Consider the following 13,365-nt stretch of genomic DNA (forward strand, 5'->3'; position numbering starts at 1 on the left):
AATGAAAAGAGCAATTTGCGACGTAACTGCAGGTGAGCGGTTTCTTTTCCGCGCCGCATTGATCCGCGCGGGCAGGCGGCTAGGTGGTTCGCCATGGAAAAAGCACTGATCATCGGCGCATCAGGGGGGATCGGACAGGCTGTGTGTCAGCGCTTGCGCGGGCAGGGCGTGGCGGTGACCGGCCTGTCACGTCCGACAGACGGCTTTGACCTGACTGACTCTGATGGTGTGGACCGCACTCTGAGTGCACTCACCGGGTCGTTTGATCTGATCCTTGTCGCGACTGGCGCGCTAGAGATCAATGGCGCGGCCCCTGAAAAGACCATCCGCGCCGTATCTGCACAGGCGATGATGGACCAGTTCGCCTTGAATGCCGTGGGTCCGGCCTTGGTTCTGAGCCATGCGGCACGCCTGTTGCCCTCTAATCGCCGCGCGGTCTTCGCCGTGCTTTCGGCGCGCGTGGGCTCGATCGGGGATAATCGGCTGGGCGGTTGGGTCAGCTACCGGGCGGCGAAAGCGGCAGTTAATCAGATCGTTCGCACGGCGGCCATCGAACTTGCCCGCACCCACAAACAGGCGATCTGTGTAGCGTTGCATCCCGGGACGGTGAAAACAGAGTTCACCCGGAAATACCTCGGACGACATCCAGCCGTTACCCCGGATGACGCCGCATCGAACCTGTTGGGCGTGATGGGGCAGCTGACCCCGGCCGATACCGGCGGTTTCCTTGACTGGGCGGGACAACCGGTGCCGTGGTAGCGGTTTTGCTTCAGCCGTCAGAACTGTCCGGGCCTGACGGGGTCGTCTCGGGGGCCGCTTCTGGAGCGGCATCGTTTGCCGTTGCCAGCGTGCCGTTGTTCCAAATGCCGGATTCCGTTTCGCCGTTGGCATAGCGTACGGTGCCAGCGCCGTGGCGTTTCGCGTCCACGAACGTGCCTTCGTAGACATCACCGTTGGGATAGGTCGCTGTCCCTTCTCCGGTTATCTTGCCTTCGGTCCATTCCCCGGAATAGGTGAACCCGTTCGCCATGATGATCTCGCCCTGCCCGTGGCGTTTCCCGGCCAGAAACTCTCCGGAATAGGTGGTACCGTCAGGGTAGGTGGACAGCCCGTTCCCCTGCCGCAAACCATCTGCCCAGTCGCCCTCATAGCTGGACCCGTCTGCCATGGTCAGAATGCCCTTGCCATGGGTTTTGGCGTTCTGAAACTGGCCTCTGTAGACGGTGCCGTTGGGATAAGTCGAAACCCCTTCGCCTTCGATCACCCCTGCGATCCAGTCCCCTTCGTAGGTCGAGCCGTCCGGATAGGTGATAAGGCCCTTACCCTCGGCCAGATCTGCCTTGAAATCCCCGACATGGACCGAGCCGTCCGGGTAGGTCAGCTCGCCCAGCCCTTCAAGCAGGCCTTCGGTCCATTCGCCGGTATAGAGGAACCCGTCCGTGCCGGTATAGGTTCCCTGCCCATGGCGCAGATCGTTGGCATAGTCGCCTTCGTAAACATCGCCTTTGGCATAGGTCATCTTGCCTTTGCCTTGCCGCCGACCTTCTGCCAACTCGCCCTCGTAAAGGTCCCCGTTGACATAAGCCAGGCGCCCGGTGCCGGTGATGCGATCTTCGACCCAGTCGCCGACATAGGTCATCCCGTCGGAACGGGTCAGGCTGCCCTGACCGTGGCGCTGACCATTGCTGATGTCGCCTTCGTAAATGCTGCCATTGGCATAGGTCACCTTGCCCTTGCCCTGTTTAACGCCTTCCACCCAGTCGCCGTCATACCCGTAGCCGCCCGGTTCGCTCAGCACGCCTTTGCCATGATGTCGGGCGTTCTGAAATCCGCCCTCATAGCGCACGCCGTTGGCGTATATGGCCGTGCCTTCGCCATTGATCGCACCGTCAGCCCATTCGCCGTCGTAACTACCACCATCGGCATAGATGATCTTGCCACGCCCCTCGGGCTGACCCTTGGCGAACATCCCCTCATAAATTGAGCCGTCAACGTAACGGGCGATGCCCGCGCCCTTGATTTCACCCTCGACCCATTCGCCGCTGTATTCGAACCCGTTGGGCAGGCGGTAGGTGCCAGTCCCGTGGCGCAGGCCGTTTTCAAAGGTGCCTTCGTAGACGCCCCCGACCTCGTCATCCACCTGAACGTCCTGTGCGGTTGCACCTGCAGCAATCAGAGCCATCGCGGATGCGGCAATTGAAAGGCGAAAAGCGTTCATGATCGGTCCTGCCTGTCCGGAGTTCTTCCTTTTTCGCAAAACTACGGCACGCGCAGGGGCAGAGCAACGGGTTTTGCCGCATTTGCCTTTCACTCGCGCAATGATCTGCTAAATGGCAGTAAGACCGACGAGGGCAAGAGGGCAGCATGGCCGACCGTTTCCGCATCACTCTGGCGCAACTCAACCCCACCGTGGGGGACATCGAAGGCAATGTCGCCAAGGCGTTAGCCGCGTGGGAACAGGCGCGCGAGGCCGGGGCCGATCTGGTGGCGTTCCCCGAGATGTTCATCACCGGCTACAATACGCAGGATCTGGTGATGAAGCCGGTGTTTCATCAGGCGGCAATGGCAGCGGTCGAAAAGCTGGCCGCGCAATGTGCCGACGGCCCGGCGGTGGCGATTGGCGGTCCCTGGGTCGAAGGCGGCAGCCTGTATAACGCCTACCTGATCCTCAAAGGCGGCCGAGTTGGCAGCAAGGTGCTGAAACATCACCTGCCCAATGAAACCGTGTTTGACGAGGTGCGCCTGTATGACTCCGGTCCGTTGGGTGGGCCTTATGCGGTTGGCAATACGCGCATTGGCAGCCCAATCTGCGAAGATAGCTGGCACACGGACGTGGCCGAAACGCTTGAAGAAACCGGGGCCGAATTCCTGCTGATCCCCAATGGCTCACCCTATTTCCGCAACAAATACGACGTTCGCCTGAACCATATGGTCGCCCGCGTGGTCGAGACGGGCCTGCCGTTGATCTACCTCAACATGGTTGGCGGGCAGGACGATCAGGTCTTTGACGGGGCCACCTTCGGTCTGAACCCGGGCGGAGAGCTTGCGTTCCGGATGCCGGTTTTCGATGAGGTTATTTCCCATATCGACCTTGAGCGCGGCGATGACGGTTGGCGCATCGTGCCGGGCGAGATCGTGCCGCAGCCTGATGAATGGGAGCAGGACTATCGCGCGATGGTGCAATCGCTGCGCGATTACATGGGCAAGACCGGGTTCAAAAAGGTTCTGCTGGGCCTGTCTGGCGGGGTTGATTCCGCCTTAGTCGCCACCATTGCCGTGGATGCCATCGGGGCTGAGAATGTCCGCTGCGTGATGCTGCCTTCGGAATACACCAGTCAGGCCTCACTGGACGATGCCGAGGCCGTGGCCAAGGCGCTGGGCGTGCACTACGACTATGTGCCGATTTCGGACAGCCGGGCGGCAGTGGCCGAGACTCTGGCCCCGCTTTTTGCAGGTCGTGACGAAGACCTGACCGAAGAAAACATCCAGTCCCGCCTGCGTGGATTGCTGTTGATGGCGATCTCGAACAAGTTTGGCGAGATGTTGCTGACCACTGGGAACAAATCCGAGGTCGCGGTGGGTTATGCCACGATCTACGGCGACATGAACGGCGGCTACAATCCGATCAAGGACTTGTACAAAACCCGCGTTTTCGAGACCTGCCGCTGGCGCAATGCCAATCATCGCGACTGGATGATGGGTCCCGCGGGCGAGGTGATCCGCCCCTCGGTCATCGACAAACCCCCCAGCGCTGAACTGCGCGAAGATCAGAAGGACAGCGATAGTCTACCCGATTATCCGGTTCTGGACGCGATTCTGGATATTCTGGTCGATCAGGAGGGCTCGATCGCCGATTGCGTGGCCGCCGGTTTCGACGAGGCCGACGCGCGGCGGGTCGAGCATCTGATCTATATAAGCGAGTACAAGCGCTTTCAGTCCGCCCCGGGAACGCGGCTGACTAGCCGGGCGTTCTGGCTGGACCGCCGGTATCCGATTGTGAACCGCTGGCGGGACCGGGGCTGAACTGAGCGGGAGTCGCTTAAAGACGTCAATAATGATGTTTCGTAATTCGATCTATTTTTCCAATGATTGGATTATTGTTTCCCAAAAGCGGATAACGTTTTGATTTTCCGGGCGGTCAGGAAACTGATCGCTTGAAATTGAGACATTTTTTTGCCACATTTTGGCTTAATTGACGCCTCACATGGGGCGGTGTGACCTCAATTCGATGTATGAACTGTGGCGCACATATGGTGAATATCTGAGTTAACGATTTGGTGTTATTATGTATGAGGGATATGACAAGCCGCTTCACCCACCGTTAAGGTACAAGTCTATGGAATCCGAGGGGCGGGTTCTGGACGAGGCCAAGCTTGACACGGCGATTGCTGATCTTCTTCGGGAAGAAGAAAGCGAAGAGCCCGAGCCTGCGGCCGAGGCAGCGAAACCCAAAGCGGCCTTCCCGATTCTGCCCGAACAAGCGGAATTGGACGAAGAGGTGCAGCCCTGCAATACTGGCCTTGCGGCAACCTTGCGCCAGAAATGGGCCGAACTGAGCGGCGCCGCGTAAACTTCCAGTGAATTCAAGCAGTGCGGCGCGGGTTTTCTCGCGCCTGTTGGCGTGTGCGCCACAGCTGCAAAAAAACATCTCGCCTGCGGCAGAAGGCATGTTGCCTAGGCGCCTGTCCCACGCATTCATGGCGGCCCGAGCCATGATGTAAGAGCGGTTGATGCCCGGTCCCAAACCAACCCCCGTCGAACCCGATCTGCACCTGCCCAAAACCGTAGACGTCGTTGTCATCGGTGGCGGAATCATCGGTGCATCGACCGCGTTGGAACTGGCTGAACGCGGGGCCTCGGTGCTGTTGTGCGAAAAGGGGCAGATCGCGGGCGAGCAAAGCTCTCGTAACTGGGGGTGGGTCCGTCTGGGGATGCGTGACCCGCGAGAGATTCCGCTGATGGTCGAGTCGCTGCATCTTTGGCAGGGGCTGGATCAACGCGTCGGGCGAGAAACGGGTTATACGCGCGCGGGCATCCTGTTTGGCGCTTCGGGCAAGCGCGGCAGAGGCAACCTGGAACGTTGGTTGCGCCACGTGGACGGGTTGCAGACCGGTGCGAAGCTGGTTTCGGGGGCCGAGTTGAACGATCTGCTACCGGGCAATCAGGTCTATCATGAGTGTGCCCTTTTTATGCCGCAGGATGGCCGCGCGGAACCGCAACTGGCCGCCCCCGCAATTGCCGAGGCAGCGCGTGATCGCGGTGCCGTTCTGATGACCAATTGCGCCGTCCGCAGCGTCGATGCCAGGGATGGTCGCATCGCAGGTGTATTCACCGAACGAGGCCGCGTGGCCTGTGACTACGTCGTTCTGGCGGGCGGGGCCTGGTCGCGCCTGTTTGCCGGGAACGCGGGGATCGACCTGCCGCAATTGAAGGTTCTGAATACGGTTCTGCGGACCTCACCGGTGGAAGGACCGGAAGCGGCGCTCTGGTCCGACGATTTTGCCATGCGGAAACGGGCGGACGGGGGCTATTCCATCGCGTCGGGGCATGAAAACACGGTGGATATCGTGCCTGACAGTTTTCGGTTGGCGCGGCAGTTCCTGCCCGCATTTGCACAGGAATGGCGATCGCTGCGGTTTCGTCTGTCAAAGCGTTGGAGCATCGAGGCGCAGCAGGACCGAACCTGGCTGCCCACAGATGTCTCTCCGTTCGAACACTGCCGCGTGCTGGACCCCGAGCCCTCGCCCAAAGCTCTGCGGCAGGCCTGGGCCGCAGCGCGCAAAGGGTTCCCGGTGTTGGAGCAGACCGAGCTTGTCCAAAGCTGGGCCGGCCTGATTGACGTCACACCGGATGCGGTGCCGGTGATCTCGGGCGTAGATCACTTGCCGGGCATGTTCATCGCAACCGGGTTTTCGGGCCATGGGTTTGGCATCGGCCCGGCAGCGGGCCGTTTGATGGCTGATCTGGTTGCTGGAACCCCGCCCTGCGTCGATCCGGCCGCCTTCCGCCTGTCCCGTTTCACGGATGGCTCAAAGGTGCGGCCGGACCCCGGATACTGAAGGCCTAGCCCATCATCTGATAGCTGACCGGCACAAACCGGAACCCGTCACCACGGGTTTCGACAAAGCCAGCGGCAGGGAAGGGCATGTGATAGCCGATCATCGGCACCTTGTCGGCAGCCAGCATTCCCAGAACATTGCGCCGCGAGGCAGTGGCCGCCGCCTTGTCCATGTCAAACCGCACTTCCCATTCCGGATGGGCAAAGGACCAGACATAGTGGTTGGCCAGGTCGGCGGTCAGAACCAGCCGCTGACCGTTGCTTTCCAGATGATAAACCGTGTGGCCGGGCGTGTGCCCATACGCCGCGACGGCGGTGATGCCCGAGGCAACTTCACCGCCGTCTTCGACAAATGTCATTTTCTCGGCCAGTGGTGTCACCTTGGCGGCCACCAAATCTCCGACCCGGTTTCCTGCCTCCTGCGCCGCCCAGAAATCATACTCGGGTGATGCGGTGACATAACGTGCATTTGGGAAGGTCGGCGCGTCATTCGTGGTCATACCACCGATATGGTCGGGGTGCATGTGGGTGATGACAACGACGTTGATCTGATCCGGGGTGACACCCGCATCCGCCAGCGCTGCCTGAATGCCACCTTTGCCAAGGCCAGTGTCGAACAGCACCAATTCGGACCCGGTATTGACCAGCGTCGGGGTGAAGAAGAACTGCGCCACGTCCGGCGAGATGAAGTTGTCGGCCGACACCTTGGCGAAATCCTCATCCGAGGCACCACCGCCGAAAATCTCTTTGGCCCCGTCACGTGGCAGGCTGCCATCCAGCAACGTGGTGACGGTGAAATCACCCAGTTTGAAAGATTTGGCGATGGTCGAGTTCGCCTTGGTCTCAGTTCCCGCAGCCAAAAGCGGGGTCGCTGCTGCGGCAAACGGCAAAGCAGCCGCAGAGCCCAGTGCGGCGCGGCGTGTGAGTTTGATGGTCATTGTGGTTCTCCCTGTCAGAACACCTGTAGGTGAGTTAGGACGGCAAGAGGTCCTTGCCAGACTATACCCCTATGAAGTGGGCTGTGTGGATGAACATGTCGTGTTAATTCTTGTTCATGCCCCGATCAGAAAACAAAACCGTCCCCTCTGGAGAAAGTGTCGAGCGCTTTTTGTCGGCCGTGGAACCGGCGTCAAAAGCCGCCGACGCGAAGGTGCTGAACGCCCTGTTTCGCAAAGCGACCGGGTTTGAGCCCGTCATGTGGGGCCCATCGATCGTGGGCTATGGCCGCTATCACTATCGCTACAAATCCGGGCGTGAGGGCGACTTTCTGGCCACAGGTTTTTCCCCGCGCAAGGCGGCACTGTCGATCTACATCATGCCCGGCTATGCGGACTTCGGCGATATCCTGTCCCGGCTGGGCAAGCACAAGCTGGGCAAGTCCTGCCTCTATGTGAACAAGCTGGCGGATATTGATCTGGACGTTCTGGCCGAGTTGATCCGCGCCGGGCTCGAGGATCTCGAGCAGCATTGGCCAGTCGAACCGACCTGAATTGCTTGTCGGACAATTCTCCAATTGGGTCGCTGCAAATGGTGTTCGTCTGGACAATTGGCCCGTCCTGTGACATGAGCCGCGCCAACAGGAGACACCCATGACCACCACCCGTTTTGCCCCGTCGCCCACCGGTTACATCCACGTGGGCAACCTGCGCACCGCCCTGATGAACTATCTGATCGCCCGCAAGGCCGGCGGCACGTTCATCCTGCGTATCGACGACACTGATCCCGAGCGGTCGAAAGAAGAATATGTCGACGCCATCAAGCAGGATATGGAGTGGCTGGGCCTGCATTGGGACCGGATTGAACGTCAGTCCGACCGGCTGGACCGCTATGCCGAGGCCGCCGACAAGCTGCGCGAAATGGGCCGGTTTTACGAGGCGTTCGAAACGCCGACCGAGCTGGACCTCAAGCGCAAGAAACAACTGAACATGGGTAAGCCGCCGGTCTATGACCGCGCCGCGCTGAACCTGTCGGATGCCGAGAAAGAGGCCCTGCGCGCCGAACGCGGCAATGGTGTCTGGCGCTTCAAGCTGGATCATGAACGGATCGAGTGGAATGACGGCATTCTGGGCGACATCTCGATCGATGCGGCTTCGGTCTCTGACCCGGTTCTGATCCGCGGTGACGGTCAGGTTCTCTATACAATTGCGTCCGTTGTCGACGACACCGAGATGGGCGTGACCGATGTGGTGCGTGGCTCGGACCATGTTACCAACACCGCGACGCAGATTCAGATCATCGAGGCGCTGGGCGGAACCTGCCCGCGTTTCGCGCACCATTCATTGCTGACCGGCCCGCAGGGTGAGGCGCTGTCGAAGCGTCTGGGCACGCTAGCCTTGCGTGACCTGCGCGAACAGGGCGTGCAGCCGATGGCGCTGCTGAGCTTGATGGCGCGCCTGGGCTCGTCCGATCCGGTTGAGCTGCGCTCGGATATGGCGGAACTGATCGAAGGGTTCGACGTCAACCGTTTTGGCGCGGCGCCGACCAAGTTCGACGTGCAGGACTTGTTCCCGCTGACCGCCAAGCACCTGCAATCGCTGCCGCTGGCCGATGTTGCGGATGCCGTCGCCGAGGCTGGCGTCCCGGCAGAGTTGGCCGAGCCCTTCTGGGCGATGGCGCGTGAAAACATCACCACTCTGGGTGATCTCAAAGGCTGGTGGGAGCTGTGCCGCGACGGTGCGGAGCCTCTGATTGCTGATGAGGACCGCGACTTCATCGCTGAAGCCGTGGCTCTGCTGCCCGAAGGCCCGTTCGATGGCGAGACCTGGGGCACCTGGACCAAAGCCGTGAAAGAGGCCACTGGTCGCAAGGGCAAAAGTCTGTTCATGCCGTTGCGCAAGGCACTGACCGGGATGGAACGTGGGCCGGAAATGGCGACCCTGCTGCCGCTGCTGCAGGTAATCCGCGCGCGCGGCTGATAGCAACAGAACAGAATTCAGAAAGGCGGGGTTCAATGGCCCCGCCTTTTTCTATGCGGTCTGTACGATCGAAACCGACAAACGATTTAGACGGTCATCGACGAATTCCGTCTCGGCCGGTTTCAACTGCTGGTGCCGGGGATAGCGGGGTTCCGCCCGGTCGTTCAAAATCGGCGCGTCCCATCCATCGGTCGTGGCAAAGAACTGGTCCGCACCGTCCTCACCAAAGGTACGCAGATACCCCTGCACGACCACGTCGATATAACTGAGCAACAGCGGATGGCGATTGCTCGGCTCGGCGTGACGGCCCTGCGGCACCGCGTAAACGGCGATTTCAACATCATGGGACAGGGGGTGCGTGACGGCGTGGGTTGTGGGAACCCGGTCATAGGCCCATTCCCGTTCGTCCAGTGCTGCCCAGTCGTTTTTCGGAACATGGGCGATCATCCCCTCGATCAGGGATTCGGGGTCCGGGATTGCGGTCAGAAAGGCCACGGGGCGCAGGTCGGTGTGCCGCCACGCCCGTCGCCAACCCTTCAATTGCGCTGGATGTGGGTCGGGAAAATCATGGGTCGCAAGGTTCACGAGGCTGCCATAGCCAAAGAAATAGGGGTCTGCCATGCGCCGTCAGGTCCTTTTTGAGCGATTGATGTATGTCAAACCGCTTTTTTGTCGGACATGCAATAAGGTCGCATCTTGAAATTTGGGAGGTCTCGATGAGGATTACCAAACGGACAAATATCGCGGTGCGCCTGTTGATGTATTGCGCGGCGCATCAGGATCGGCTGGTGACAAAGGCCGAGATTGCCGATGTGTGCAACATTTCGGAAAACCATCTGGCGCAGGTGATCAACCAGCTGAGTCAGTTGAATTACCTGAGCACGCAACGCGGTCGCAACGGTGGCATGTCTCTGGCACGTCCGGCTGATCAAATTCGCATCGGCTCGGTGTTCCGCCATGTCGAAGGCAACCTGCCGATTGCCGAATGCTTTGCTGATGCAGACAACACCTGCCCCCTGACGGATGCCTGCCGGTTGCGGCTGGCGCTGCAGGACGCGGCCGAGGTGTTCTATGCCTCGCTGGACGAGATTACGCTGGACGCGCTGGTATGCGACAACGACCACTTGCTGCAAATCCTGCAACCGGTCGCCTGCGTGCGCTGAGGTCAGTCGGTGGCCCGCAGAATGCGGGCCGGGCGTACGGCCAAGGGACGCAGGGCAAAGGCAAGGCCCGCGCCCAAGGTCACCAAAATGCCGGCCAGAACGATGCTGAGGGCTGAGGTCCAGATGACCGAAAAGCCGGTGTCGAAGATGTAAGTGGCAACGGCCCATCCGCCCAAAATACCGGTCAGCAACGCAACGGTCCCGGCCGCCGCCCCAAGCAGGGCCGAGCGCAGGGCAAAGCTGATCAATATGCGCCGTCGGTCCGCGCCCAGCGTCTTCAGGATCGCGGATTCGTACCGGCGTGCGGTTTCACCGGCGGCGGCGGCTCCGATCAGCACCAGAAAACCGGTCAGCAAGGAAATCCCTGCGCCGTACGAGGTCGCTGCGGCCAGCCCGGCCAGCAGGCCCGAGACGCGGTCAATCGCGTCCCGCACCCGAATTGCGGTGATGTTGGGGAACTGGCCTGCCAGATCGCGCAGGATGTCGGCCTCGGCCTGTTCTTCGGCATAGACGGTGGCGATGAAACTGTGCGGTGCCCCGGCAAGGGCGGATGGGTTCATCGACATGATGAACCCAATGCCTGCGGTCGAAAAATCGACCTCGCGGAAAGAGGTGACTTCTGCGGTGATGTCACGGCCCAGAATGTTCACGGTCAGTTCGTCGCCAAGGGTCAGGCCCATTTCCTCGGCTTCTTCTGCGGCAAAACTGACTTGCGGCGTGCCGGAGTAGTCCTCGGGCCACCATGCGCCCGCGGTGATGCGGGTGTTTTTGGGCGGTGTGGCGGAATAGGTCACGCCGCGATCCCCATCCAATACCCAGTGATCGCCCGCGACATCGCGGGCGGGCTGGCCGTTGATCTGGGTGATGATCCCACGCAGCATCGAAGCGCTTTCAATGCGGCTGACGGCGGGGTCGGTTTCCAGCCGTTCGGTAAAACCGGGCATCTGGTCTTTTTGAATGTCGACAAAGAAATACGACGGGGCCACGTCGGGCAGGTTGCCCGAGATTGCATTGCGCAAGGTGCCGTCGATCTGGCCAACAGCGGCAAGCACCGAAAGGCCCAGCCCCAGCGACAGCACGACCGAAGCGGCCCCTTCACGCGGGTCCGAGATCGCCGACAAGGCCCATCGCAGAGCAGGGCGGCCACGGGCGGCTGTGGTGCTGACGCGGGCCAGTTTTCGGATCGCAAAGGCAGAAAGGGACAGCAGAACCAATGCGCCCACCAGCCCTGCGGACGTCCAGAGCGTCAGGCGTACTGAACCGCTAAACCAAGTGGCGGACGCGATCAGCAGAGACAGCCCGAGCCCGGTTGCGACCACGAAGGATGAGCGTGGAAGGGCGCGCGCCGATGACAACGCATCGCGGAACAGGGTCGCGGCGCGGACCTCCTCGGTTCGCGCGAGGGGCCAGAGGGTGAACAGGAACGCGGTCAGCAACCCATACAGAGCGGCCTCGGCCAGGGGGCGTGGGTAGAGCGTGAAAACCGCAGGGACGGGCAGGCGGACCTCGATCAGTGGGGCCAATGACAGGGGCAATGCCGCCCCCAGCGCGATCCCCAACGCAATGCCGATACCCGACAAAACCCCGATCTGGATCATGTAAGTTTGGAATATCGTGGCACGATCCGCGCCCAACGTGCGCAGTGTGGCGATGGTTTCGGTCTTTTGCGCCAGATAGGCCCTGACGGCGGCTGATACGCCTATGCCACCTACCGCCAGACCGGACAGGCCTACCAGAACCAGAAAGGCACTCAGGCGCGCGACAAATTCGGCAATCCCCGGCGCTCCGTTGCGGGCATCAGTCCAGCGCATTCCGGTGCCTTCGAAGCTTTGTTTGGCTTCGGCGGACAGCAGTTCGAGGTTGGCCTCTGGTGGCAGGTTCAGCCGGTATTTGGTGGAAAACAGCGTCCCCGGTGTCAACAGGCCGGACGACTGCAGATCCACGGTTCGGACCAAAGTGCGCGGCCCCAAGCCAAAGCCATCCGCAGCGCCGTCGGGTTCATGGATCAAGGCAGCCGTCAGCACGAAGTCCTGTGTGCCAAGCGCAAAGCGGTCTCCGACAGAGAGGCCCAGCCGGTCCATCAGCACCGGGTCCATGACCGCTCCGGGCGGGCCCTGTTGGTCGGCCAGCGCTGTGGAAAGCGATTGGTCGGGCTCCAGCTTTGGCGTGCCCAGTAGCGGATATGCTGCATCAACGGCTTTCACCTGTGTCAGGGCCCGCTGGGTTTCGCCTCCTTGTTGCACCACGGCCATTGAGCGGAAATCCACAACCTCGGACACTTCGGTCGCGGTTTGTTGCATCCACGCGCGCTCGTCATCGCTGGCGAAGCGGTAGGTGAATTCCAGTTGCGCGTCCCCGCCCAGCAACGCCGCGCCTTCCTGCGTCAGCCCGGTCTGTATTGCAGATCGCACCGACCCAATAGCGGCAATGGCAGCCACCCCAAGCGCAAGACAGGCGAGAAACACCCGGAAACCCCGCACACCGCCGCGCAATTCCCGGCGCGCCAGACGCCCGGCCAGACGCAGGCTCATTCTGCGGCCTCTTGGTTCGCGTCCTCCGCAATGGTGCCATCCCGTAACCGGATCACTCGGTCACATTTGCGGGCCAGACTGTGGCTATGGGTGACCAGAACCAGCGTGGCGCCGTGCCGGTCACGCAAATCGAACAACAGGTCGACAATGGCCGCACCCGTTGTTTCGTCCAGGTTCCCAGTCGGCTCATCTGCCAGCAGGATCTGGGGGCGCGGGGCCGAGGCGCGCGCCAGCGCCACCCGTTGCTGCTCACCCCCCGACAACTGCGCGGGGTAGTGGTCGCGCCGATGCGACAGGCCCACCGCGTCCAGTTCGGCCTCGGCACGGGCAAAGGCATCCTTGTGCCCGGCCAGCTCCAGCGGAGTGGCCACGTTTTCCAGCGCCGTCATGGTGGGGATCAGGTGAAAGTTCTGAAACACCACCCCCATCGTATCGCGCCTGAATCGGGCAAGCGCGTCCTCGTCCATCCCGGACAGGTCATGGCCCAAAGCAATGATTTCGCCCCCAGTCGCTTGCTCCAAACCGCCCATCAGCATCAGCAGTGATGACTTGCCAGAGCCAGACGGCCCCACCAGACCCAGCGTTTCGCCTTGGGCGACGGTCAGCGTTATGTCATGCAGGATATTCACCCGGCCGGCATTGCCATCCAGCGACAAAGCGGCATTTTGGAGCGAAAGAACGGGTGTCGTCATGGGTCT

The 13,365-nt window shown here is 61.2% G+C and carries 12 protein-coding genes; 7 read left to right on the forward strand and 5 right to left on the reverse strand.

Annotation, left to right across the window (positions count from 1 at the left end; genetic code table 11):
* Nucleotides 1-93: 93 nt before the first annotated feature.
* A complete protein-coding gene (locus GOX63_RS15725) occupies nt 94-759 on the forward strand; it encodes an SDR family NAD(P)-dependent oxidoreductase (protein WP_170327124.1) in 666 nt (221 codons plus the stop codon).
* A gap of 10 nt (nt 760-769) precedes the next feature.
* On the opposite strand, the gene GOX63_RS15730 is transcribed toward GOX63_RS15725, so the two are convergent.
* Complete coding sequence (locus tag GOX63_RS15730; protein WP_170327123.1) at nt 770-2,218, reverse strand: MORN repeat-containing protein; 1,449 nt, start codon at nt 2,216-2,218, stop codon at nt 770-772.
* A gap of 146 nt (nt 2,219-2,364) precedes the next feature.
* Here GOX63_RS15730 and GOX63_RS15735 point away from each other — a divergent pair, with 146 nt between their 5' ends.
* From GOX63_RS15735 to GOX63_RS15745, 3 genes are all read left to right on the forward strand, one after another.
* Nucleotides 2,365-4,023, forward strand: a complete 1,659-nt coding sequence (locus tag GOX63_RS15735) for an NAD+ synthase (protein ID WP_170327122.1) — start codon at nt 2,365-2,367, stop codon at nt 4,021-4,023.
* 313 nt (nt 4,024-4,336) lie between these two features.
* Nucleotides 4,337-4,570 carry a hypothetical protein gene (locus GOX63_RS15740; protein WP_170546341.1) on the forward strand — a complete coding sequence of 78 codons (234 nt, stop codon included), beginning with the start codon at nt 4,337-4,339 and terminating at the stop codon, nt 4,568-4,570.
* Nucleotides 4,571-4,730: 160 nt separating this feature from the next.
* Nucleotides 4,731-6,059: an NAD(P)/FAD-dependent oxidoreductase gene (locus GOX63_RS15745; RefSeq protein ID WP_170546344.1), complete on the forward strand. Its 1,329-nt coding sequence runs from the start codon at nt 4,731-4,733 to the stop codon at nt 6,057-6,059.
* 4 nt (nt 6,060-6,063) lie between these two features.
* Here GOX63_RS15745 and GOX63_RS15750 read toward each other — a convergent pair whose 3' ends face one another.
* Nucleotides 6,064-6,996, reverse strand: a complete 933-nt coding sequence (locus GOX63_RS15750) for an MBL fold metallo-hydrolase (protein WP_170327119.1) — start codon at nt 6,994-6,996, stop codon at nt 6,064-6,066.
* A gap of 116 nt (nt 6,997-7,112) precedes the next feature.
* Between GOX63_RS15750 and GOX63_RS15755 the strand changes: the two genes are divergently transcribed.
* Nucleotides 7,113-7,547 (forward strand): DUF1801 domain-containing protein, encoded by a 435-nt coding sequence (locus GOX63_RS15755; RefSeq protein ID WP_170546347.1) that lies wholly within the window; start codon nt 7,113-7,115, stop codon nt 7,545-7,547.
* Between the two features lie 100 nt (nt 7,548-7,647).
* Nucleotides 7,648-8,973: a glutamate--tRNA ligase gene (gene gltX / locus GOX63_RS15760; RefSeq protein WP_170546350.1), complete on the forward strand. Its 1,326-nt coding sequence runs from the start codon at nt 7,648-7,650 to the stop codon at nt 8,971-8,973.
* A 51-nt stretch (nt 8,974-9,024) separates the two neighbouring features.
* On the opposite strand, the gene GOX63_RS15765 is transcribed toward gltX, so the two are convergent.
* Complete coding sequence (locus tag GOX63_RS15765; protein WP_170327116.1) at nt 9,025-9,594, reverse strand: gamma-glutamylcyclotransferase family protein; 570 nt, start codon at nt 9,592-9,594, stop codon at nt 9,025-9,027.
* A 95-nt stretch (nt 9,595-9,689) separates the two neighbouring features.
* Between GOX63_RS15765 and GOX63_RS15770 the strand changes: the two genes are divergently transcribed.
* A complete protein-coding gene (locus tag GOX63_RS15770) occupies nt 9,690-10,136 on the forward strand; it encodes an RrF2 family transcriptional regulator (RefSeq protein ID WP_170327115.1) in 447 nt (148 codons plus the stop codon).
* A gap of 2 nt (nt 10,137-10,138) precedes the next feature.
* On the opposite strand, the gene GOX63_RS15775 is transcribed toward GOX63_RS15770, so the two are convergent.
* Nucleotides 10,139-12,667 carry an ABC transporter permease gene (locus GOX63_RS15775; protein WP_170546354.1) on the reverse strand — a complete coding sequence of 843 codons (2,529 nt, stop codon included), beginning with the start codon at nt 12,665-12,667 and terminating at the stop codon, nt 10,139-10,141.
* Nucleotides 12,664-13,359, reverse strand: a complete 696-nt coding sequence (locus tag GOX63_RS15780) for an ABC transporter ATP-binding protein (protein WP_170546357.1) — start codon at nt 13,357-13,359, stop codon at nt 12,664-12,666. Before GOX63_RS15780 ends, GOX63_RS15775 begins: the two co-directional genes overlap by 4 nt.
* Nucleotides 13,360-13,365 lie beyond the last annotated feature (6 nt).

Origin of the sequence: Ruegeria arenilitoris (assembly GCF_013031355.1) — a bacterium.
GTDB classification, from domain to species: domain Bacteria; phylum Pseudomonadota; class Alphaproteobacteria; order Rhodobacterales; family Rhodobacteraceae; genus Ruegeria; species Ruegeria arenilitoris_C.